Source organism: Arthrobacter sp. Y3223151, from assembly GCF_059091125.1.
In genome coordinates this window covers 1-21,864 of record NZ_JBNHGI010000008.1, presented here as the reverse complement: position 1 = coordinate 21,864, position 21,864 = coordinate 1, and the positions used below count along the sequence as shown (strand labels likewise).

At 70.0% G+C, this 21,864-nt stretch carries 18 protein-coding genes; 14 read left to right on the top strand and 4 right to left on the bottom strand.

The features are described 5' to 3' along the window. Window positions 1-70 precede the first annotated feature (70 nt). The 6 genes from smc (at window position 71) to AC5RUP_RS11960 (ending at window position 7,697) form a co-directional block, all read left to right on the top strand. Window positions 71-3,682, top strand: coding sequence for a chromosome segregation protein SMC (smc, locus tag AC5RUP_RS11985; protein ID WP_494148942.1), 3,612 nt, complete (start codon window positions 71-73; stop codon window positions 3,680-3,682). 18 nt (window positions 3,683-3,700) lie between these two features. Continuing rightward, window positions 3,701-4,477, top strand: coding sequence for an alpha/beta fold hydrolase (locus AC5RUP_RS11980; protein ID WP_494148943.1), 777 nt, complete (start codon window positions 3,701-3,703; stop codon window positions 4,475-4,477). After that, window positions 4,474-5,175, top strand: a complete 702-nt coding sequence (locus AC5RUP_RS11975) for an esterase/lipase family protein (protein ID WP_494154268.1) — start codon at window positions 4,474-4,476, stop codon at window positions 5,173-5,175. Before AC5RUP_RS11980 ends, AC5RUP_RS11975 begins: the two co-directional genes overlap by 4 nt. Before the next feature lie 214 nt (window positions 5,176-5,389). Continuing rightward, window positions 5,390-6,373, top strand: a complete 984-nt coding sequence (locus tag AC5RUP_RS11970; RefSeq protein ID WP_494154269.1) for a 1-phosphofructokinase family hexose kinase — start codon at window positions 5,390-5,392, stop codon at window positions 6,371-6,373. After that, window positions 6,370-7,152 carry a 5'/3'-nucleotidase SurE gene (gene surE / locus AC5RUP_RS11965; protein WP_494154270.1) on the top strand — a complete coding sequence of 261 codons (783 nt, stop codon included), beginning with the start codon at window positions 6,370-6,372 and terminating at the stop codon, window positions 7,150-7,152. The genes AC5RUP_RS11970 and surE overlap by 4 nt, the downstream gene beginning before the upstream one ends. Window positions 7,153-7,223: 71 nt before the next feature. Then, window positions 7,224-7,697, top strand: coding sequence for a flavin reductase family protein (locus tag AC5RUP_RS11960; RefSeq protein ID WP_494154271.1), 474 nt, complete (start codon window positions 7,224-7,226; stop codon window positions 7,695-7,697). 22 nt (window positions 7,698-7,719) lie between these two features. On the opposite strand, the gene AC5RUP_RS11955 is transcribed toward AC5RUP_RS11960, so the two are convergent. Both AC5RUP_RS11955 and AC5RUP_RS11950 read right to left on the bottom strand, forming a co-directional pair. Then, window positions 7,720-8,187, bottom strand: a complete 468-nt coding sequence (locus tag AC5RUP_RS11955) for a GatB/YqeY domain-containing protein (protein WP_494154272.1) — start codon at window positions 8,185-8,187, stop codon at window positions 7,720-7,722. 30 nt (window positions 8,188-8,217) lie between these two features. Continuing rightward, on the bottom strand, window positions 8,218-8,952 hold the full coding sequence (locus AC5RUP_RS11950; protein WP_494154273.1) for a glutamine amidotransferase: 735 nt from the start codon (window positions 8,950-8,952) through the stop codon (window positions 8,218-8,220). A 100-nt stretch (window positions 8,953-9,052) separates the two neighbouring features. Here AC5RUP_RS11950 and ftsY point away from each other — a divergent pair, with 100 nt between their 5' ends. Continuing rightward, entirely contained in the window at window positions 9,053-10,270 is a 1,218-nt protein-coding gene (gene ftsY, locus AC5RUP_RS11945) for a signal recognition particle-docking protein FtsY (protein ID WP_494092543.1), read from the top strand. 107 nt (window positions 10,271-10,377) lie between these two features. Here ftsY and AC5RUP_RS11940 read toward each other — a convergent pair whose 3' ends face one another. Then, a complete protein-coding gene (locus AC5RUP_RS11940; RefSeq protein ID WP_494155193.1) occupies window positions 10,378-11,643 on the bottom strand; it encodes an MFS transporter in 1,266 nt (421 codons plus the stop codon). Window positions 11,644-11,973: 330 nt separating this feature from the next. Between AC5RUP_RS11940 and AC5RUP_RS11935 the strand changes: the two genes are divergently transcribed. From AC5RUP_RS11935 to AC5RUP_RS11925, 3 genes are all read left to right on the top strand, one after another. Continuing rightward, entirely contained in the window at window positions 11,974-13,278 is a 1,305-nt protein-coding gene (locus tag AC5RUP_RS11935; RefSeq protein WP_494154988.1) for an ammonium transporter, read from the top strand. Continuing rightward, window positions 13,275-13,613, top strand: a complete 339-nt coding sequence (locus tag AC5RUP_RS11930) for a P-II family nitrogen regulator (protein WP_494154989.1) — start codon at window positions 13,275-13,277, stop codon at window positions 13,611-13,613. The genes AC5RUP_RS11935 and AC5RUP_RS11930 overlap by 4 nt, the downstream gene beginning before the upstream one ends. A 349-nt stretch (window positions 13,614-13,962) precedes the next feature. Beyond that, entirely contained in the window at window positions 13,963-15,735 is a 1,773-nt protein-coding gene (locus AC5RUP_RS11925; protein WP_494158581.1) for a DUF222 domain-containing protein, read from the top strand. A gap of 61 nt (window positions 15,736-15,796) precedes the next feature. Here the strand turns inward: AC5RUP_RS11925 and AC5RUP_RS11920 are convergent, their stop codons facing one another. Beyond that, complete coding sequence (locus tag AC5RUP_RS11920) at window positions 15,797-17,191, bottom strand: glucose-6-phosphate dehydrogenase (RefSeq protein ID WP_494132584.1); 1,395 nt, start codon at window positions 17,189-17,191, stop codon at window positions 15,797-15,799. A 314-nt stretch (window positions 17,192-17,505) separates the two neighbouring features. Here AC5RUP_RS11920 and ffh point away from each other — a divergent pair, with 314 nt between their 5' ends. From ffh to AC5RUP_RS11900, 4 genes are all read left to right on the top strand, one after another. Further along, window positions 17,506-19,092 carry a signal recognition particle protein gene (ffh, locus tag AC5RUP_RS11915; protein WP_494012310.1) on the top strand — a complete coding sequence of 529 codons (1,587 nt, stop codon included), beginning with the start codon at window positions 17,506-17,508 and terminating at the stop codon, window positions 19,090-19,092. 362 nt (window positions 19,093-19,454) lie between these two features. After that, window positions 19,455-20,012 carry an NUDIX domain-containing protein gene (locus AC5RUP_RS11910; protein ID WP_494131693.1) on the top strand — a complete coding sequence of 186 codons (558 nt, stop codon included), beginning with the start codon at window positions 19,455-19,457 and terminating at the stop codon, window positions 20,010-20,012. Between the two features lie 10 nt (window positions 20,013-20,022). After that, entirely contained in the window at window positions 20,023-20,736 is a 714-nt protein-coding gene (locus tag AC5RUP_RS11905; protein WP_494131692.1) for an alpha/beta hydrolase, read from the top strand. Between the two features lie 24 nt (window positions 20,737-20,760). Further along, on the top strand, window positions 20,761-21,864 hold a 1,104-nt coding region (locus AC5RUP_RS11900; RefSeq protein WP_494158580.1), incomplete at its 3' end, for a hypothetical protein.

The following is a 21,864-nucleotide window of genomic DNA, read 5'->3' as shown; positions in this document are numbered from 1 at the left end:
TCGTGCCCGTGTATCCGCGGCGGGCACGGTAGATTGAGGCAGGGAAAACGTCCGCCGCGGGAGACACAACGTGCATCTTAAATCTCTGACTGTGCGGGGCTTTAAGTCTTTTGCGTCGGCGACGACCTTCGACTTCGAGCCCGGCGTCACCGCCGTGGTCGGTCCCAACGGGTCGGGAAAGTCCAACGTGGTCGACGCCCTCGCCTGGGTCATGGGGGAGCAGGGCGCCAAGACGCTGCGCGGCGGCAAGATGGAGGACGTCATTTTCGCCGGCACGGCGGGCCGCCCGCCGCTGGGCCGGGCGCACGTGTCGCTGACCATCGATAATTCCGACGGCGCCCTGCCGATCGAATACTCCGAAGTCACCATCTCCCGCACCCTGTTCCGCACCGGCGGCTCCGAATACGCCATCAACGGCAGCAGCTGCCGACTGCTGGACATCCAGGAACTGCTCTCGGACTCCGGGCTGGGCCGGGAGATGCACGTGATCGTCGGGCAGGGCCAGCTGGACAAGGTGCTGCACGCGACGCCGGAGGACCGCCGGGGCTTCGTGGAGGAAGCCGCCGGCATCCTCAAGCACCGCCGGCGCAAGGAAAAGACGGTGCGCAAGCTGGAGTCGATGCAGGCCAACCTGCAGCGGCTGACCGATCTCACCGGCGAGATCCGCCGGCAGCTGACACCGCTGGGCAAGCAGGCCGAGGTGGCCCGCCGGGCCCAGCAGGTCCAGTTCGAGGTACGCGATGCCCGCGCCCGGCTGCTCGCCGACGAGCTGCTGGAGCTGAGCACCTCCCTGGCCCAGGAAGTGGCGGACGAGGCCGCGCTGAAGACCCGGCAGGCCGAGGTGGAGAAAACCCTGGAGTCCGGGCGCCGGCGCCTGGCCGAGCTGGAGCGGCTGGCGGCCGAAGCCACCCCCGAGCTCAACGCCGCGCGCGAGCGCTGCTACCAGCTCGCGTCCACCCGCGAACGCTTCCGCGCCCTCGCCAGCCTCGCCAACGAACGACGGCGGCTGCTCGGCTCCGCCGACCGGGAACCGGACGGCGGGCGGGACCCGGAGGTCCTGGAACAGCAGGCGGCCGAGGTCCGCGAGGAGCAGGCCGAGCTGGAGTTCGAGCTCGAGGACCGCCGGGCCGCGCTCGACGACGCGATCGAAGGCCGCGCCGCCGCCGAGCGGGCTGCCGAGGACGAGGAGAAGCGTCTGACCGGCATCCTGCGTGCCGCAGCCGACCGGCGCGAGGGACTGGCCAGGCTGGCCGGCCAGGTGGGGGCAGCCAGGTCCCGGGTGGAGTCCGCCGAGGCCGAGCTGGGCCGGCTCCGCGCCTCGATCGGCGAGGGCGAGGAACGCCGGCGCGAGGCGCAGGCCGAATTTGCCGCGCTGGAGTCGCAGGTGGCCGGGGTGGAAGAAGGCGAAGAAGGGCTGGACGCCGCGTACGAGGACGCCAGCGACGAGCTCGCCGAGATCGAGGCGGAGCTGGAGCGGCTGCGGGCCGACGAACGCGAGGCCGAACGCGAACGCGACGCCCTCGCCGCGCGCAAGGAGGCGCTGGAAGTCGGGCTGAACCGGCGGGACGGCAGCGAGCTGCTGCTGGCCTCCGGCAGCGAGGGTGTGCTGGCCCCGCTGGCGGACCTGATCACGGTGGAGCCCGGCTACGAGGCGGCGATTGCGGCAGCCCTGGGGCCGCTGGCCGAAGCCGTCGCCGTCGCGGACCCCGACGCCGCCGTCCGGGCGCTGGAACTGATGAAGGCCGACGACGCCGGCCAGGTGGACCTCCTCATCGCCGGCACGGCGGTGCCGGAGGGCCGTGGCGCCGGCGGCAAGGCGGAGCTCCCGGAAGGGGCGATCCCCGCGGCCGGCCTGGTCCAGGCCAAGCGGGGCGTCGAAGGAACGGTCCGCACGCTGCTGGGCTCCGCCGTCGTCGTGGCGGACCTCCCGATGGCGGCAGGGGTCATCGCGGCCGACCCGGCGCTGACCGCCGTCACCCGGGACGGGGATATTTTTACCGCCTGCTCGGCGCGCGGCGGGTCCGCCGGCGGCCCCAGCCTGCTGGAGGTCCAGGCAGCGGTGGACGAGACCATGCACAGGCTCGAAGCCGCCACGGCCCGGGCCGAGCGGGCCAAGTTCGCGATCGCCGGCGCCACCTCGCGCCGCGACGAGGCCAGGCTACGGGCAGAGGCCGCCCTCGAACAGTTGCACGAGTCCGACGCCCGGCTGGCCGCGGTCGCCGAACGCCTGGGGCAGCTGGGCTCGGCGCTGCGCTCCGCCACCGGGGAGAGCGAACGGCTGGCCAAGCTGGTGGAGGCCGCCGAGGCCAACATCGTCACCGAACAGCAGAAGCTGGCGGACATCACCGCGCGGCTGGCCGCGGCCCAGGCCGCGGAGGATGCCCCGGCCGACGCGGAACCGTCCACCGCACAGCGCGACGCCCTCGCCGCGGCGGCCGCCCGGGCACGCCAGGTGGAGATGGAGGCGCGGCTGGCGCTGCGCTCGGGCGAGGAACAGTTGACGGCCATCGGCAACCGGGCGGCCTCGCTGGAGCGGGCCGCCGCCACCGAACGGCACGCCCGGGCGCAGGCTGCCGAGCGCGCCCGCAAGCGCCGGCTCCAGGCCGCCAAGGCCGCCGCCGTCGCGCAGGGCGCCCGGGAGGCTCTGGCCTGGCTGGACGTCTCGGTGGACCTCGCCGAACGGGAACGGGACGAGGCCGAGGAGGTGCGCTCGGCGTGGGAAGCTGAACTGTCCACGGTGCGCTCGTCGACCGACGCGCTCGCCGCCGAACTGCGCGAACTGACGGACACGGTCCACCGCGACGAGCTGGCCCGGGCCCAGCAGCAGCTGAAGATCGAGGCCCTGCAGAGCCGGTCCATCGAAGAGCTGGGCCTGACCCCCGACCACCTGATCGCCGAGTACGGGCCGGACCAGCCGGTGCCGGTCGCCACCGCGGCGTCGAACGACAAGTGGGCGGCGCTGCGGACGCCGGTGGATGAGGACGGCAACGCCGTCGCCGAGGGTGTGCCGTTCGTGCGCGAGGAGCAGCAGAAGCGGCTCAAGAAAGCGGAGCGCGACCTGGCCGCGCTGGGCAAGGTCAACCCGCTGGCGCTGGAGGAGTTCGCCGCGCTGGAGGAACGCCACCAGTTCCTGAGCACCCAGCTGGAGGACCTCAAGGCCACGCGCAAAGACCTGCTGGAGATCATCAAGGAAGTCGACGAGCGGGTGGAACAGGTCTTCACCGAGGCCTACCGCGACACCGCCGTGCAGTTCGAGCGGGTGTTCGGCCGGCTTTTCCCGGGAGGCGAGGGCCGGCTGGTGCTCACCGACCCGGAGGACATGCTCACCACGGGCATCGACGTGGAAGCCCGGCCGGCCGGCAAGAAGATCAAGCGCCTGTCCCTGCTCTCCGGCGGCGAGCGCTCGCTGACCGCGGTGGCCCTGCTGGTGGCGATCTTCAAGGCCCGGCCGTCCCCGTTCTACGTGATGGACGAGGTGGAAGCGGCGCTGGACGACACCAACCTGGGCCGGCTGATCACCATTTTCGAGGAGCTGCGCGAATCCAGCCAGCTGATCGTCATCACCCACCAGAAGCGCACCATGGAGGTTGCCGACGCGTTGTACGGTGTGACGATGCGCGGCGACGGCGTGACCACCGTCATCTCGCAGCGGCTGGAACATGCAAAGGCCTTGGTCGACTGAGGCAGGAAGGCAGGCAAAGTGGCGACAATCCCGGGCGAAACCCCCCAGTTGCTGACCATCGACGGATGCCAGGTCCGGATCCGGACGGTCGGCTCCGGACCCACGGACTTCGTGCTGGTACACGGCATCGGCGTCTCCGGACGCTACTTCGAACCCCTCGCGGCTGAACTGGCCAGGCACGGAACGGTACATCTGGTCGATCTGCCCGGCCACGGCGGAACCGCCAAACCGGAACGCGCACTGGGGCTGGTAAACTTCGCCGGGCTGGTCGACGCGGCCATGGACCGGCTGGGCGTCGGCCCCGCCGTGCTGGTCGGCCACTCGATGGGCTGCCAGGTCGTCGTGGAGATGGCGCTGCACCACCCGGACACCGCCGCCGCGCTGGTGCTGCTGGCGCCGACGGCGAACCGCCGCGAGCGCACGGCCTGGCAGCACGGCCTCCGGCTGCTCCAGGACGGGTTCCGGGAACCGCTGACCGTGGACATGATCGAGGTCACCGACTATCTTCGTTGCGGGCCGCGCTGGTTCCTGAAGACACTGCCGGCCATGCTCGACCAAAAGCTGGAGCAGCGGATCGCCGGGGTGCAGGTGCCGGTGCGCATCGTCCGCGGCGACCGGGACCCGATCGTGCCGCTGGACTGGTGCCGCGAACTGGCCGATGCCTGCCCGGGCGCCACAGTAGACAGCATCCCCGGCGAGGCGCACGTGATGATGTTCCGTTCGCCCGGTCCGGTGGCCCGGCTGTGCCTGGCCACGGCCGGATTCGACGATGCTGCCGTCATAGACCGGCAATGAACAGTCTGCTCCCTCGACTGCGGCTGGGCCGGGCCTGGCTGCTGGACTACGCCTACATCGGCCGCCAGCAGGTCCGCGGACTCTTCGACCGGACCGGCCCGGCGCGTTACCGGGAGGCCGGAACCCGCGCGGCGGACCCCGTCGTCGTACTTCCGGGCATCTACGAGTCCTGGAAGTTCATGCGCCCGCTGATCGAGCACGTCCACGGGCGCGGGCATCCGGTGCACGTGATCGAGCCGCTGGGCTACAACGTGGGCAGCGTCGAGCGGATGGCCGGGCTGGTCGCCGACTACCTGCGCGGGCAGGACCTGGACAACGTGACCATCATCGCGCACAGCAAGGGCGGACTGATCGGCAAATACGTGATGACGGGCGCGGAGTCCGGGGCGCGGGTGAAGCGCATGGTGGCGATCGGAACGCCGTTTTCCGGGTCCCGCTACGCGTCCTTCGCGGTGACGCCGATGGTCCGGGCGTTCGCGCCGAACAACCGCGTCCTGCGGCGGCTGCTGGCCAATTTGGCGGTCAACCACCGGATCGTGTCCGTCTACAGCGCGTTCGACCCGCACATTCCGGGCGGCTGCCGGCTCGACGGCGCAACCAACATCCGGCTCGAGACCAGCGGGCACTTCAAGATCATTGCCGAGGACCGCGTCCGGGACATCATCGACCGGGTGCTGGACGGCGCGACGCCGGAATAGGCGGTCAGGTCATAACCGGTCCGATCCGCGTGCCCGCGGGGCTGGGAGGACTTTAGCGCCGGAGGCGGCCATTGTCGGGCCCGCGACGGGCCGTTAGTGTCGAAACCACGGACCACTTCAGAAGGAAAACCGGGCAGCCGCGCAGCCGTGACGGCGGTCCGGGGCAACAAAAGGAGGCAGTCATGACCGGACACCGGTTCGATGGAGGTTCGCGATGGGCTCCGTAGTTATTTTCGCTCCGTCGCCCGTGCTCACCGTGACGGTGGAGGACGTCGAGGGAACCGCCGATATCCACCTGCACGCCGGTGGCCAGGGCGTCTGGCAGGCGCGGATGCTGACCGCCCTCGGCGCGTCCGTCACGATGTGCGCCGCGTTCTCGGGCGAAGCCGGCGGCGTGATCCGGCACCTGATCGCCGACGAGGGCGTCAAAGTCGTCCCGGTGGAGGGCCAGGGCAGCAGCGCGGCGTACGTCCATGACCGGCGCGGCGGCGAGCGCGAGGTCATCGCCGAGAGCCCCGGGGAAAAACTGACCCGCCATGAACTCGACGAACTCTACGGCCTGACCCTGCAAGCGGGGATCGAGGCGGGCACGGCGATCCTGAGCGGCGCGGTCCGCGAAGACGCCGTTCCGCACGACGTCTACCGCCGGCTTGCGGCCGACCTGCGCACCGCCGGCTGCCGGGTGATCACCGACCTCACCGGCGACCGACTCACCGCCGCGCTCGCAGGCGGGGTGAGCGTGGCCAAGATTGCCGATGACGAACTGACCGAGAGCGGGCGCGCCGCCTCGGACGAGCCCGAGGCGATCATTGGTGCGATGCGCGCCCTGCACGAGGAAGGAGCCGGCACGGTGATTGTCACCCGCGCGCATCTGCCGTCCCTGATGCTGCACGACGGCGCCCTCAGCGAGATCCGGGTCCCCGAGATGCAGAGCGTTGACACCCACGGGGCGGGGGACTCGCTGACCGCCGGGGTCGCGGCCACCTTGGCCGACGGCGGCACCATCCACGAGGCGGTGGTGCTGGGTACGGCCGCCGGCGCGCTGAACGTGACCCGCCACGGGCTGGGCACCGGGGAAGAGGGCGCCATCCGGAACCTGACCAAACTGGTGACGGTCTCGCCGTACGACGGCGGCGGGAAGGCAACAGGACGGCAAATCAGCCCCGACGAGTTGGCGCGGAAGGTTCAAGAACAATGAGCAAGCCGAAGATGGTCCTGATCACCAACGACGACGGCATCGACTCCCCGGGCCTGCACGCCCTGGCGGCGGGAGTCCTGGAGGCCGGCTTGAACGTGACGATCGCGGCGCCGGTAGCGGAGGCCAGCGGCAGCAGCGCGTCCATTACCGCCCGGGAGGACGAGGGCCGCATCCGGATTGAGCGGCGCACGTTGAAGGGCCTGGAGTCCGTACCGGCGTTTGCCGTGCACGGCACGCCGGGCTTCATAGCCATGATCGCGCCGCACGGTGCCTTCGGGGACGCCCCGGACCTGGTGCTCTCCGGCGTGAACCGCGGCGCGAACGTGGGCCGGGTGATCCTGCACTCCGGCACGGTCGGCGCCGCGCTGACCGCGGGCGTGAACGGCGGCCGCGGGATGGCCGTGTCGCTGGACACCGGGCTGGAGCCGGCACAGCTGAACTGGGACACCGCGGCCCGGCTGGCGACCGGGCTGCTGCCGTACCTGATGGACCAGCAGACCGGCACCGTGCTGAACCTCAACGTGCCCAACGTGGACGGCACCCGGCTGCCCGAATACCGGTCGGCGACGCTGGCCGAATTCGGCATCGTGCAGACCACGCTGGCCGAACGCGGAGACGAGGACCTGCGGCTGGCCATCGCGGACAGTCAGGAGGAAGCCCCGCCGGAGAGCGACTTCGCGTTGCTGGCCGCCGGCTTCGCCACGGTCACCGGCATCCAGCCGGTCACCGAGAGCAAGATCCCGGAGCTGTCGGCCACCATGGCCAGGGTGCAGTGGTAAGCGGGAAAAGCCCTTGAAGGTACGGCATGATGTGGGCATGGCGCAGAAACAGGCAACGTTCCGGGCAGCTGATGGACGACTTTGTGCGGGGCTTCGACTATCCGATGTACATCGTCACGGCAGCCGGCGCCGGCGGCGAGCGGTCCGGCTGCCTGGTTGGCTTCGCCACGCAATGCAGCCTGAAGCCGGCCCTGTTCCTGGTGTGCATCTCGCAACAGAACCGCACCCATCCCGTGGCGCTGGAGGCAGGCGTGCTGGCGGTGCACGTGCTCGGGCGCGGCCAGCGCGCGCTCGCGGAACTGTTCGGCACCGCGACGGGCGACGACGTGGACAAGTTCGCGCACTGCGACTGGGTGCCCGGACTGGAGGATGTTCCGCTGCTGGCTGACGCCGCGCGCGTCATGGTCGGGCGCGTCGTGAAAAGGGTCGATCTCGGCGACCACACCGGCTTCCTGCTCTCCCCGCTCGAGACGCACGGGCACGATGCCGCCGAACTCCTGGCCTTCGGCGACGTCAAGGATCTCGACGCCGGCCACCCGGCCTAGGAGCCGACGGTCACCGTTTCAATTACTGCCTCGCCAGCCGCCCGCGGACCATCTCGCTGACGGCCTTCCCGTCGAAGCGGCCGGCCACCTTCTCGGTGACCGGCTTCATCACCGCTCCCATCTGCCGCATGGACAGCTCCACGCCGTCGGACTTAAGTCCGACGATGGTGCTGTCCACGATCTCCGCGACCTCGGCCTCGGTGAGCGGCTGGGGCAGGTACGCCTCGATGACCTCGGCTTCCGCGGTTTCCGCGGCGGCCCGCTCCGGCTCTCCGGCTTCCGTGTAGATGCGGGCAGTGTCGCGGCGCTTGGCGGCTTCCTTCTGCAGCAGCGCGGTGGTCTGGGCGTCGTCCAGCTCCACCGGCGTCTTGCCGGACTTTTCCTTGGTCGCGATTTCGCCCAGTACGTTGCGGACGGTGGTCAGGGCCGTCTTGTTGCCCGCCTTCATGTGGGCGACGACGTCGGCCTGCAGCTGCTCTTTCAAACTCATGCGGTTTCCTCGTTTCGGTGGTGTGCTGTGTCAGTCGGTGGCGTAGCGGGTGACGAAGTTGCGGAGTATCCGCTGCGGAATCGTCACGGTGCGACCGCGCACCCGTTCCATGACGGCATCGGCCTGGTCCGGCGGGAAGTAGCCGGCATCGCGGTAGATCCAGATCCGGGTCAGCAGGCCGTCGACGTCCAGTTCGGCGTGGAACTGGGTGGCGTAGAGGTTTTCCTGCAACCGGAACATCTGGTTGGGGCAGTGCGCGGATCCGGCCAGGCGGACCGCGCCCGCGGGCAGGACCGAGCAGGCTTCCTTGTGCCCGACGAAGGCGCCAAACTCCCTGGGCAGGCCGGCCAGCAGGGGATCGGCGGCGCCGTCGTCGGTCAGCACGATGTGCGCCTCGCCGATCGGCTCGCCGTACCGCCGGTCCACCACGCCGCCGCCGTACCGGCCCAGGGTGCCGACGCCGTAGCAGGCCCCCAGGAACGGGAAGTCGTGGGCGACGACGGTGTCCAGCAGCTGCTCCAGCTCCGCCTCGACGCGCAGCTGGGCGGCGGACTTGAACGCGTCGTCGTCGCTGGAGGTGTACGGGCTGCCGCCGAGGATGATCCCGCTGTACTCGTCCAGATCGATGGCCGGCATCGGTCCGGCCTCCAGCCGCACGCGCTGCAACTGGCCCGGTTCGAGGCCGCCAAAACGGGCGAAGGCCGCATACTCCTCATCGGCTGCGGTGTCTTCGGCGCGCGTGGCCAGCAGCAGGAACGGCTTCATGCGTTGATCGTACAGTCGCTGCGCCGGGCCTTGGAACGTGGAAGTCCGGCCGCGTCGCCTGACCCGTGACGCGGAACGCTCAGCAGCTAGGCTAGGAACCGTGGACGCAACCATCATCATTTACGTAGTCATCGCCATTGTCGTCATCGGATTGGTGGCAACGCTGCTGCTGCGGGGACGCAGGACCCCGCCCGGCACGTACACCACCACCCGGGACGCGAATGACCCGGCCATGCCGCCTACCGGGGGCGGTACCGGCACCCTGGAAGCGCCCCGCGGACCGACGGCCCCGGCACCGCCCCTCGGCGCGCCGACCGAGGAGGAACTGCCGCCGGCCGAGGTCGAAATTCCGGAGGACGCCGCCGCGCTGGAGACCATCCCGGTCGAAACGCCGGCACCGGTGCAGGGCCGCCTGTCCCGGCTGCGCGCACGGCTGGTCAAGTCCAACAACGCGCTGGGCAAGGGCCTCCTCGCGCTGCTCGCCAGCGACAAGATCGACGACGACGTCTGGGACGAGATCGAAGAGACCCTCCTGCTGGCCGACCTGGGCACCGAGCCCACGATGGAACTCGTGGACGCGCTCAAGGACCGGGTGAAGGTGGAGGGAAGCCGCAGCCCGGAGCAGGTCAAGGCCATGTTGCGCGAGGAACTGATCAAGCTGGTGGACCCGTCCATGGACCGCTCGCTGGCCGTGATGCGCCATGCCGACCGCCCAGCGGTGATGATGGTGGTGGGCGTCAACGGCGTGGGCAAGACCACCACGGTGGGCAAGCTGGCCCGCGTGCTGGTGGCCGAGGACAAGGACGTGATCCTGGGCGCCGCGGATACCTTCCGTGCGGCCGCGGCCGAGCAGCTGGCTACCTGGGGATCGCGCGTGGGCGTGCCCACCGTGAAGTCCGACGTCGATGGCGCGGACCCGGCGTCCGTCGCCTTCGAAGCGGTGAAGGCCGGCATCGAGCAGGAAGTCGATGTGGTCATGGTCGATACCGCCGGGCGCCTGCAAAACAAGGTCGGCCTGATGGACGAACTCGGCAAGGTCAAGCGCGTGATCGAAAAGCAGGCCACCGTGGACGAGGTGCTGCTGGTGCTCGACGCGACCACCGGCCAGAACGGCCTGAACCAGGCCAAGGTGTTCGCCGACGTCGTTAACATCACCGGCATCGTGCTGACCAAGCTGGACGGCACCGCCAAGGGCGGCATCGTCGTCGCGATCCAGCGCAGCCTCGGAGTGCCCGTTAAACTGGTGGGCTTGGGCGAGGGGGCCGACGACTTGGCGCCCTTCGAGACCGAAGACTTCGTCGACGCGCTGCTGAACTAGCGCCAGCGGGGCCGTCCGCGCCCCGCTTGGCGGTTCCCGCGGCCGGCGCGCCTGCATGGCCGCGCCGGCCGCGGGTGCCGCGGGAAACGACCACACGCTGCCAGACGTCAGCCCTTGGCTGGCTCTTGGAGGGGACCCACCAGCGTCTCGCGGCCGAAGAGCAGCCAGAGCAGTGCGGCGCCCAGCATGATGGCTCCGGTGGTGCCGAAGGCCCAGGCGTAGTTGAGCCGGTCGGCCAGCGCGCCGGCCAGGACCGGGCCGACGATCGCACCGGCGTCGGTGCCCATCTGGAAGACGGCCAGCACCTTCCCGCCGCTGCGGTCGTTGCCGATGATGTCGGCGACGGCGGCCTGTTGTGCCGGCCCAAGCAGCCCGGATCCGAAACCGGCGATGACCGAGGCTGCCACGAACACCGGGACGGACTCGGTGAACCCGATGGCCGCGATCGCCAGCCCGGCCACGGTCAGCCCGGCAATCACCAGGGGACGGCGGCCGGTGGTGTCCGAGAGACGGCCGGAGAAGGTCAGCGCCAGCGCGTTGCCGACGGCGAAGACGGCCAACGCCAGCCCGGCAGTCTCCGGACCCGCACCCAACACGGCCGCGGCAAAGAGCGGAATCAGCGCCATTCGGACCCCGAAGGTGGCCCAGCCATTGGCGAAAGCGGACACGACGGCGGCGCGGTACCCCGGGTCCGAGAGCGCCTCGCGCAGATCCATCGCCTCGGGCGCCGGGGCGTCGTTGCCGCTCCGGGCTGCGGGTTTCTTGAGCATGACGGCGACGACGGCTGCCGCCACGAGCAGCGCGATGGCATAGACCACGAACGGCATGCGCAGGCCGAAGCCGGCCAGCAGGCCGCCGGCCACCGGGCCGAGGATGCCGCCCATCAGGAACGTGCCGGCGTAGAGGCTGGAAACCCGGCCGCGGCCGTCCGGCGGGGCCAGCCGCAGGATCAGCGCCATGGCCGAGACCGTAAACATGGTGGAGCCGAGGCCGCCCAAGCCGCGGAAAATCAGCAGCTGCCAGTAGTCCTGCGCCAGCGCGCAGGCGCCGGTCGAAGCGGCCACGATCAGCAGGCCGGTCAGGTACACCCTCCGTTCACCCCAGCGGCCCACCAGGGCGCCTCCCGCCGGAGCGAAGACCAGCCGGGCGAGGGCAAACACGCTGACGATGATGCTGGCAGCCGCGACGCCGACGTCGAAACTGGCGGCGAACTGCGGCAGGACCGGAGCCACCAGCCCGTACCCCAGGGCGATGACGAAGGCAGCGGCAACCAGCACCTTGATGTCGCGCGGGATCGGAGTCGGCGCTGGCTTGCCCGGACGCTGGTGGCCGGACAGGCTAAACTGACGCGCCGTGCGGCGGAAAACTGGCATGTCAACCAGCGTAGCCCGACCCGCACGCCGGCTCGGTGCCAACGCCGGCCGCACACCGCCGTCGTCCTCTGTGCCGCGCACTGTGCCGCCGGCCGGCGCCGGCTCGGTGCCGCCATCGGGCCGCGCGCCGCCGTCGTCCTCTGTGCCGCTCTCTCCCGCCGCTATGTGCCGCCCGAAACAATGCCGAAACACGACGGCTGCACGGGTTTTACCTGCGGAGGTTTCTTGTAACGCGGCCGCAACGAAGCATCCTGCTGGCCGAAACACGCCGTCGTCAGTCTTGGTTCATCGGTGGGAAATCACCCGCCAACGAACGAGGGGACGTGAAACATGGATCTGTCGGCAGGTCACGTCTGGGTAATGATTTCGGCGGCCTTGGTGCTGCTCATGACGCCGGGACTGGCATTCTTCTATGGCGGAATGACGCGGGCCAAATCGGCCCTGAACATGATGATGATGAGCTTTTCCGCCGTAGCACTGGTGGCGGTGGTCTGGGTGTTGTGGGGTTACTCGATGAGCGGGGGCGAGGGCGTGGCCCAGCTCTTCGGCAATCCGTTCGCCGCGTTCGGCCTGGAAGGGCTGCTTAACTCCGCTGACCTGATCAGCGCCGGCTACGGTGCCACGTTCGCGATCATCACGGTGGCACTCATCTCCGGCGCCATCGCCGACCGGGCCAAATTCAGCGCCTGGGCGGTCTTCGTGCCGGTCTGGGTCACGCTGGTTTACTGCCCGCTGGCCTTCATGGTCTGGGGCGGCGGATTGCTGGGCGCCGAGGGGGTCATCGGTGCCTGGGCGGGCGAGGCGATCGATTTCGCCGGCGGCACGGTGGTGCACATTAATGCCGGTGTCGCCGGCCTGATCTTGGCCCTGATCTTGGGCAAGCGCAAGGGCTTCGGCAAGGACCCGGCACAGCGCCCGCACAACATCCCGCTGGTGATGATCGGCGCCGCGATGCTGTGGTTCGGCTGGTTCGGATTTAACGGGGGAGCGGCGGGCACGGCGGAGGAAGCCGGCCTGATCTGGGTCAACACCATGGCCGCCCCGGCAGCCGCCATCGTGGGCTGGCTGGTGACCGAGCGTCTCCGCGACGGCCGTCCCACGTCCCTCGGGGCGGCTTCGGGCGTGGTCGCTGGGCTGGTGGCCATCACCCCGGCCTGCGCCAACGTTTCCCCCCTGGGGGCGTTGGGCCTGGGCCTGGTGGCCGGAGTGCTGGCCGCGCTGGCGGTGGGGCTGAAGTACAGGCTGGGCTACGACGACTCGCTCGATGTGGTGGGCGTCCACCTGGTGGCCGGCCTGGTCGGAACGCTGGCCCTGGGCTTCATCGCCCTGCCGGCCGAGGGTGCAGGCGCCGGCCTTTTCTACGGCGGTGGCGTCGCCCAGCTGGGGGCGCAGGCGGTGGCGGCGGCGGTCTCCATGGTGTTCTGTGGCGTGATGACCCTGATCATCGGCTTGGCGATCCACAAGACCCTTGGCTTCCGGGTGACCGCAGAGGATGAGGTCGCCGGCGTGGACCTCGCCCAGCACGCCGAATCCGCCTACGAATTCGGCGGCCTGGGCACCGGCGGAACATTCATCCCGCACCCGGCAACCGACCCTAGTGCCCGCAGCACGATCAAGGAAGAGGTCAACGCATGAAACTGGTCACCGCAATCATCCGGCCTGAAAAGCTGGAGGCAGTCCGCAACAGCTTGGAAAGCTACGGGGTCCAAGGGCTGACCGTGAGTGAGGCCAGCGGGTACGGGCGGCAGCGCGGCCACACCGAGGTCTACCGCGGCGCCGAATACACGGTGGACCTGCTGCCCAAGGTCCGCGTCGAGGTCCTGGTAGGGGACGACCTGGCCGACGACATCGTCGACGTCCTCGTGGCCACGGCCAACACCGGGCGCGCGGGTGACGGCAAGGTCTGGCTGGTGGATGTGCGGGAAGCGGTCCGTGTCCGCACCGGCGAACGCGGCGAGGCTGCCATTTAGGACGGGAACCTTCGGCTGATTCCCACGACCCGGTTGTTCCGGCCGCCCCTGCGGCGTCCGGAGCAACCGGGTCTTCCCGTGGGCGGGTGTGCACGAGCGGTGCCTGCGGCGTGCCGCGGTTTCTTCGGTTAGAGGTGGGCTGGTTTCCCCTCCCGACTTGTCCTGCACCGGCATGGACGGTTCCGCGTTCAGCCGTCCGCCTGATGAGTTGTCCTGCACCGGGAAGGACGGTCCTCCCTTCAGCCGCTAGCCTGCTGAGTTGTCCTCCACAGGCAGGTGTCGAGGGCAGGTTATGCACTTTCCTCGAAGACCCGTTCTACCCGCGGCGCGGGCTGCGTAGCGTTGAAGTATGGCAGCGGAACCGTTCGACGAGGCGCAGGAGCCGGAGGAATCCTCCGGTACCCCTGCCGCGCCCGAGGATGGTTCCGCCGAGCCGGTACCGGTGCCGCGGGGCTGGGCGGACGATTGGCAGGACTTGGGACCGGCGGAACTGGCAGGCCTGCTCGCCGGCACGGACCCCGCGACGCTGGACGACTGGTCGACCCTCGACTACCTCCAGGCGGTGCGCAAACACGAGGCCTGGACCCAGTCCCGCAGGCTGCGGGCCGTGCACCGCCTGGCGGTGCTCCGCCCGGCCACCGGACCCGACGCCGGGGCACCGGACGGGATCTGCCGGCACGCCGACGCCGAGCTCGCACCCGTCCTGGCCCTGCCCCGCCAACGCGCGGCCGCGGAACTGGCCGACGCACACCAGATCGCCACCTGCCTGCCCGCCACCCTCGCCGCCCTCGGCAACGGCGACCTCGACCTGCCCCGCGCCACCGCCATCGCCCGCAAAGGCGCCGACCTGCCGCCCGAGGTCCTGACCGGTTACGAAGCCCGCGTTGTTCCCGGCGCCGGGACCATCACGCTGGAATCCGTCCAGGCCCGGGCCCGAACCGTCCGCGACCGGCTGCACCCCGAACCCCTCGAGACCCGGCACCGGGCCGCGATGGAGCGCCGCACCGTTCACTACCAGCCCCAGGACGACGGGATGGCCGAACTCTACATCCGCACCAGCGCCGACAAAGCCCTGCTCGCCTACAACCTGATGCAGGCCCATGCCCGCAAACTCCAAACCGTCGAGGAGACCCGAACGCTGGGCCAGCTCCGCGCCGACGTCTTTACCGACATGCTCCTGCGCTACCCAGGCCACGCCTACCAGCCCGCCACAGCCACCGCCACACCAACCGGACCCGCCGCCGGCGACACAGCCGCCACCCAGACGGCACCTGACAACGACGAGGCAGCGGCCGACAACGAAGCAGCAGCCGGTTCGCGAGCAGCACCCCGTTCCGGAATTGCGGCCGGACCCGGGGCCGCCCCCGGCGCCGCAACGAACACAACGACATCGGCAACGGCAGCCGCTCCCGCAGCGGCAGCCACAGGCGCTCCACCGGGTACGGAACGGCAAGGTCCCTGCACCTGCGGGGGCGGGAACGTGACCGCCTCCGTCGCCGTCACCGCGCCCCTTGCAACCTTGCTCCGGCTCGCCGAAGAACCCGGTGACCTGACCGGGTACGGGCCCATCCCGCCGGGCATGACCCGCGACCTTGCCGCGCTGGCGAAGTCCTGGTTGATCGTGCTCACCGATGACTATGGCAAGGCAGCCGCCGTCGCCAAAGACTTGCGCCACCCGCCCGAATGGCTCAAACGCCTCGTCCGGCTACGCGACCGCCACTGCCGCGACTTCGGTTGTACCGTCCCGGCGGACCAATGCGAGATCGACCATACGATCGCCTGGCAAACAGTCCTGGAAAATCTCAGTGCCAGGTGCAAACCCGGGCACAAAACCAAACACAACGGCGGCGGAACCGTCAGACAGGATCCCGACGGGACCCTGCACTTCACGACCCGCTCCGGCCACACCCACACCACCACCCCCGACGAAGGGTGGACACTCACGCTCCCCTCGGCACCCAGCGGCGGAGCCACGGAAAGCCCGGGCAACGGGGCAAACAGTACCCGGGACGACACCGGCGACACCCACGACACCGGCGGCGACGGCGGCGATGGCGGCGACACCGGCGGCGGCGATGGAGCCACGGACGGCCCATGGGACAACACCCCGCCACCGTTCTAGACACCCGCCACCGTTCTAGACACCCGCCACCGTTCTAGGCATTTGGAGGCCTAGAGTTCCGTCAGGGGAGTGGTCTGTCGCTTCGGGATGTATCCCAGCCGGACGGACCGTTGCTGCCCGCTTCGTACTCTTCCAAAGGCACTTCGTCTTTTTCCCAGGCCTTCAGCACGGGCTCGACTATCCGCCAGCACTCCTCGGCGGTGTCCCCCCGAACGGACAGGAGCGGGTCGCCACGCAGCACGCCTTCCAACACTTCGCCGTAGGGCAACAGGTCGGCCGAGTGCAGGTCAGCGCTCATGACCGCCCGGTCCAGAGTGAAGATGTCGCCCGGGCCGTTCACGTCGATCTCCAGTTGGAGGGTTTCCGGTCCGAGCCCAATCCGCAGCCGGGTCGGGGCGTCGATGCCCTTGAAGCCCGTGGGCAGGTGGTTGACCGGCCTGAAGGTGACGATCACTTCCTTCTGCGGCTTGCCCAAAGCCTTGCCCGAGCGGAGGATGAACGGCACACCGGACCACCGGGAGTTGTTGATCGAGACTTCCACCTCGGCCAAGGTTTCGGTCTTCTTGGCCGGGTCCACGCCCGGTTCGGCGGCATAGTCCGGAATGTCGCGGTCGCCGATCCTGCCGGCGGTGTAGCGGGCACGCCGCGTGCTCTTGGCGAAATCCGGGCTGACGCTGCTGGCGCGCAAGACGCTGCCGATATGGTCGCGCAGGTCCCGCTCCTTGATGGTGGCCGGTGCGTTCAGGGCGGTCAGCGCCATCACCTGCAGCAAGTGGCTTTGAATCATGTCGCGCAGCGCGCCGGCCCCGTCGTAGTATCGGGCACGACCCTCCAATGCCAGCGACTCATCGTAGAAGATCTCGACTTTCGCCACATGTTCGTTGCTGAGCAGCGGTTCCAGCAGGCGGTTGGCGAAGCGCAGGCCGAGGATGTTAAAGACCGTTGCCTTGCCCAGGAAGTGGTCCACCCGGTGGATATGGTCCTCCGGCACCAGCTGCAACAGCGTCCTGTTCAGCGATGCGGCCGATTCACGGCTGGAGCCGAACGGCTTTTCCAACACCAGCCGGGTTCCCTCCGGCACGTCCTCGGGCCGGAGCATCTCGCAGGCTTTCTGGCTGACCGCGGGCGGCAGGGCAAAGAACACGGCCACCGGGCCATCTAAAACGGCCAGCAAGTCCGCCAGAGCGCCCTCCGCCGTCACGTCCACCGAGTGGTACCGCGTGTTGTCCTGGACGTCGAGCAGTTGCCGCCGTCCGTCGTCGTTCGCGTTCACCGCGCAGGAATCAAAGGCGCCGCGGACGCGTTCCTGCCACTTGTCCTCGTCCCAGTCATCCGAGCCGGCGCCCACCACTTTCAGCCCACTGGTCCTGCCTTGCGCGATCAATTTGCCCAGCCCGGGCAGCAGCAGCCGGCCGGTCAGGTCGCCGGAAGCCCCCAAAATCAGCAGCGTCCGGATCTGCAGCGGCCCGTCGGCAGCGGGGGTGGACACGTCCTCGGGCTGGATCTTGTCCTGTGTCTGGGTCTGTTCAGCGCTCACGTTCCCACCTTGCCACGGCTGTACCGCAGGGGGAACGTTCCGTGGGCCGTGCGAGGTACGGAACCCACTGGCGTTCCTCCTTACCGCGGTTCCTCAACGGGATACGAGCCAGCGGCCGCGTCGTCGCGTTTTTTCCGGCGCGACTGCCGCCACCGCCAGTTGATACCCTTAAGTGCTGAACTCCGGCGCGGCCCGGGGACTGTGAACCAGATCGACGAAAGTAGACACGGCGCGTGTTCAATTCACTCTCTGACCGGTTGGCCTCAACCTTCAAGAATCTGCGCGGCAAGGGACGGCTGTCCGAGGCCGACGTCGACGCCACCGTACGCGAAATCCGGCGAGCCCTGCTCGACGCCGACGTCGCGGTGCCCGTGGTGCGCGAGTTCGCGGCCCACGTGAAGGAACGCGCGCTCAGCGAAGAGGTCTCCGCGGCGCTGAACCCGGCCCAGCAGGTCGTCAAGATCGTCAACGACGAGCTGGTCAACATCCTCGGCGGCGAGACCCGGCGCATCAAGCTGGCCAAGACCCCGCCGACGGTGATCATGCTCGCCGGCCTGCAGGGTGCCGGCAAGACCACCCTGGCGGGCAAGCTGTCCAAGTGGCTCAAGGGCCAGGGCCACAGCCCGCTGCTGGTGGCTGCCGACCTGCAGCGACCCAATGCCGTGACCCAGCTTCAGGTCAACGGCCAGCGTGCCGGCGTGCCGGTCTACGCCCCGCACCCGGGCGTGCAGTCCGAGTTCGACGCCGTTACCGGCGATCCGGTGGCCGTGGCCCGCGACGGCGTGGCCGAGGCGCGGCAAAAGCTCTACGACGTCGTCATCGTGGACACCGCCGGACGGTTGGGCGTCGACGCCGAGATGATGCAGCAGGCAGCTGACATCCGCGCCGCCGTCAACCCGGACGAAGTGCTCTTCGTGATCGACGCGATGATCGGCCAGGACGCGGTCAACACCGCGCAGGCCTTCAACGAGGGTGTCAATTTCACCGGCGTGGTCCTCTCCAAGCTCGACGGCGATGCCCGCGGCGGCGCGGCGCTCTCCGTCGCGTCGGTGACCGGCAAGCCGGTGATGTTCGCCTCCACCGGCGAAAACCTGGACGACTTCGAGATCTTCCACCCGGACCGGATGGCCAACCGCATCCTGGACATGGGCGACATGCTCACCCTGATCGAGCAGGCGGAGAAGTCCTGGGACAAGGGCGAAGCCGAGCGGATGGCGCAGAAGTTCGCCGACCAGGAAGACTTCACCCTGGACGACTTCCTCGCCCAGATGCAGCAGATCCGCAAAATGGGCTCGATGAAGAAGATGCTCATGATGATGCCCGGCGCCGCCAACATGCGCCAGCAGCTGGAGAACTTCGATGAACGGGAAATCGACCGCGTGGAGGCCATCGTCCGGTCGATGACCCCGCACGAGCGCGTTGCCCCAAAGATCATCAACGGCTCCCGCCGGGCCCGCATCGCCAAGGGCTCCGGCGTGCACGTGTCCGAGGTCAACGGACTGCTGGAGCGCTTCGGCCAGGCCCAGAAGATGATGAAGAAGATGGCCCAGGGCGGCGGCATCCCGGGGATGCCGGGCGTGGCCGGGCCGGGCGGCTTCGGTGGCGCCCGGAAGAAGCAGCAAACCGCCAAGGGCAAGAAGAAGGCCCGCTCCGGCAACCCGGCCAAGGCGGCACAGGAGCTGCGCGAGGCCGAGGAACGCCGGAAGAACAAGGCCTCCGTTCCCGCAGGAAGTGCCTTCGGCGTCCCGCAGGACGGGCAGGACTTCGACCCGTCGGCGCTGAACCTGCCCAAGGGCTTCGAGAAGTTCCTCGGCAAGTAGCCGCGAAGCTGTAGTCGCGAAGGCCTACCGCGAAGGCTGTATCGCTGCAGGTAAATGCCCCGTCGTTTTCAAGCGGGGCATTTTCCGTGGGCCGGCGAGGGACCCCGGCACCCGCGGGGGCGCTTGCCGTGCGTCGAGGGGGAGCTGTCGATGGGCGGCGGGGCGCTTGCCTGCGCCGGGGGAACCTGCCCTGCGTCGGCGGGGCACTTGCCCTGCGCCGGAAGGTAAGCTAGTTGTCGAATCGTTTCAACGGGGACACGGGGCCGGCGGACCGAGCGGCCCGTCGGCACGGGCGGCCCACGCCCGGCGACAACCGGCCGCGCCGGCCGGCCGGCCCGGCGGCAGCGCAGCGAAGGAGTTTTGTGGCAGAGCAGGCACGCGGCGACGACGACAGCCAGCCCGGAATGCGGCGGGACACCGTCGCGGTGATCGTGCGCAGTGTCGGCGGCTCCGTGGTGCTGGTGGACAATCCCGGCGGGCCCCGGCTGCCCGCGACGCCGGTCCGGCCCGGCGAGGACCCGCGCGCGGCCGCGGCCCGGGTGCTCGCCGAGTCCTCCCTGCTCGTACCGCCCGGGCGCATCCTCGCCCTGGATTACCAGCCGCTGGACGGCGAAGCCGCAGAAGCCATCACCTTCGTGTACGACGGCGGAACGTACGACGGCGGTGAACTCGCCGCCGGTGCCGGGGGACAGGCGGTCTTCCTGCCCGTCGAGCAGGCCGGAGCCGTCCTGGACCCGGCGCAATCGGCCCAGCTGGCCGCGGGGCTCCGGGCCCACGAACTGCTCACCGTGGTTGAACTGCGCCACGGGCAGCCGCTGCGGACCGGGCAGCTGCGCGTCCCGGAACGAGAACTGGTGCCCCACGTCTGGGCGACGGAGGCCGCGGGCGACTCCAAGGGAACCGTGGGTTCCGGCGTTTAGTATTTCTCCCATGGCAGTCAGTGGCAGCGGAGAGCGGGTGGTCTTTGTCCACGGCACCGACAGCTTCGGGGCCGCCGCGTGGCCGCGTCAGCACCGCCTGGCCGGGCGCTACGACTGCCTGTTCCTGCGCCGCCACGGGTTCGACCCGCAGTCAGAACCCCGGCCGACCGACTTCGACGAGGACGCCCGGATCGTCGGCCGGCACCTCGGCCCGGGTGCCCACGTCGTTGCGCACGCCCAAGGTGCCGTCGCGGCGATGATGGCCGCGGTCGAACACCCCGGCAGGGTGCACTCGCTCACGCTGTTTGAACCCGCCTGCCTGTCCCTGACCGCTGACCTGCCGGCCACGCGTGCCTACCGTGAACGGCTGGAGCCGTTGTTCGACGCGCGGCGGGAGCTGACCGACGAGGAATACCAGCGCGCCTTCGTCCGGCTGGTGGTCGGCGCCGAAGCGCTGCCGCTGGCCACCGCGGCGGACCGGGCACAGGCGATGCGGGTCCGCCTGCAGGCGCCGCCCTGGCAGGCGCCGCTGCACATCGTCCCCGGCCTGCCCACCCTGGTGGTCACCGGTGGCTGGGAACCGCTGTACGAGGAAGTCGCCGAATACCTGGCCGCGACCGGCGCCGTCCACCGCCACGCCGGCGGGCACCACCGCCCGCAGGACACGGACCGCGGCCATGCCCTGCTGGCGGCCTTCCTGGCCGGGGCAACACTGCCGGACTGATCAGAGGTTGCTAGCGTTGAGGTTATGAATGAATCAGCCTGGGAACCGGCGTCAGGACAGCTGTGGTGGCCGTGGCCGCTGGACGAAGCGGGCGTGGCCGCCCTGCAGCAGCAGCTCACCGGCCGTTCGCTGCTTGGTGCCTTCGCGGGCGGCGCTCCGCAGGCCGGCGACAGCGTGGTCTCCGTGCTGCTGGCCGTGAACGGCGAACAGCGCGCCGCCGTCCTGGATCCGGCCGGCCGGGCAGTGCCCGGGCCCGACGTCGCGGCCCTGGTCCGCGGGCTTTCCGCCGACCTGGGGGCGGCCGTGGAGATTGACGGCGTCGAATACGAAGCACCGGCACCGGACGCGGCGCTGGAAGTGGAGGAGATGCCGGAACCGGACGAGGCCGAGGAGCTCGAAGCGCCGGACGCGGCCGAGCTGCGCACCGTGCTGGTGGGCAGGTTCCGGCGCGAGGACCTGATGATGTTCGGCGCCCTCAACGGCGTGGAACTCCACGTCCTGGAGCCCGAGACGGGCAGGCCGGACGCGCCGGACGGGGCCGCACCGGGACAACGGATCGTGTTGGTCTACGGGGAGGCAGCGCCCGGGCTCTACAACTGGCCGGCCTCGGCCAAACCGATCGTGGCGCTGATGGACCTGGACGGCTTCCGCGCCGTCGAGGCGTGGCTGCCGGGCACGCGGAGCGACCCGGACACCAGCTTCTGGCACGCCTGGGAGGCGCCGGCCAAGCCGTTCCCTTCGGCGTCCCGGGCCGACGCCGAGGCGCTGCGGCTGCTCGGCCGGATCGTGCACCCGGAAGGCCCCGACATGCAGCGGCTCAGCGATGTGCTGGGCCTGGAACCGGGCGCCGTCGAGGGGCTGCGGGACCTGATGTCCTCCCCGGACGAGCCCGGGATCCTAGCCCGCGCCGGCCAACTGCTGCAACTGCCGCCGATCGCCGCCCGGCTCGCCGAAGGGTCGCTGCAGCCCGACCGGGTCCCCGGGATGGAATCGATTCCCGTCCAGTCCATCGGCAAGGCGCTGCTGGAACTGGCCAGCACCCCGGCCGAGGGCAGGGGCCCGTTGGCGGCGTGGCAGCGCGCCGTCGTCGCGCGCCCTGCCCTGCTGGCCGGCAGCGCCGCCGCGGCC

What these genes read in the sequence shown, in the direction of transcription:
- AC5RUP_RS11905 (WP_494131692.1), top strand. Translation starts at nt 20,023, where the DNA reads ATGGCAGTCAGTGGCAGCGGAGAGCGGGTGGTCTTTGTCCACGGCACC.
- AC5RUP_RS11925 (WP_494158581.1), top strand. Translation starts at nt 13,963, where the DNA reads ATGGCAGCGGAACCGTTCGACGAGGCGCAGGAGCCGGAGGAATCCTCC.
- AC5RUP_RS11935 (WP_494154988.1), top strand. Translation starts at nt 11,974, where the DNA reads ATGGATCTGTCGGCAGGTCACGTCTGGGTAATGATTTCGGCGGCCTTG.
- AC5RUP_RS11930 (WP_494154989.1), top strand. Translation starts at nt 13,275, where the DNA reads ATGAAACTGGTCACCGCAATCATCCGGCCTGAAAAGCTGGAGGCAGTC.
- AC5RUP_RS11970 (WP_494154269.1), top strand. Translation starts at nt 5,390, where the DNA reads ATGGGCTCCGTAGTTATTTTCGCTCCGTCGCCCGTGCTCACCGTGACG.
- surE (WP_494154270.1), top strand. Translation starts at nt 6,370, where the DNA reads ATGAGCAAGCCGAAGATGGTCCTGATCACCAACGACGACGGCATCGAC.
- AC5RUP_RS11940 (WP_494155193.1), bottom strand. Translation starts at nt 11,643, where the DNA reads ATGCCAGTTTTCCGCCGCACGGCGCGTCAGTTTAGCCTGTCCGGCCAC.
- AC5RUP_RS11950 (WP_494154273.1), bottom strand. Translation starts at nt 8,952, where the DNA reads ATGAAGCCGTTCCTGCTGCTGGCCACGCGCGCCGAAGACACCGCAGCC.
- AC5RUP_RS11960 (WP_494154271.1), top strand. Translation starts at nt 7,224, where the DNA reads ATGGACGACTTTGTGCGGGGCTTCGACTATCCGATGTACATCGTCACG.
- AC5RUP_RS11955 (WP_494154272.1), bottom strand. Translation starts at nt 8,187, where the DNA reads ATGAGTTTGAAAGAGCAGCTGCAGGCCGACGTCGTCGCCCACATGAAG.
- AC5RUP_RS11975 (WP_494154268.1), top strand. Translation starts at nt 4,474, where the DNA reads ATGAACAGTCTGCTCCCTCGACTGCGGCTGGGCCGGGCCTGGCTGCTG.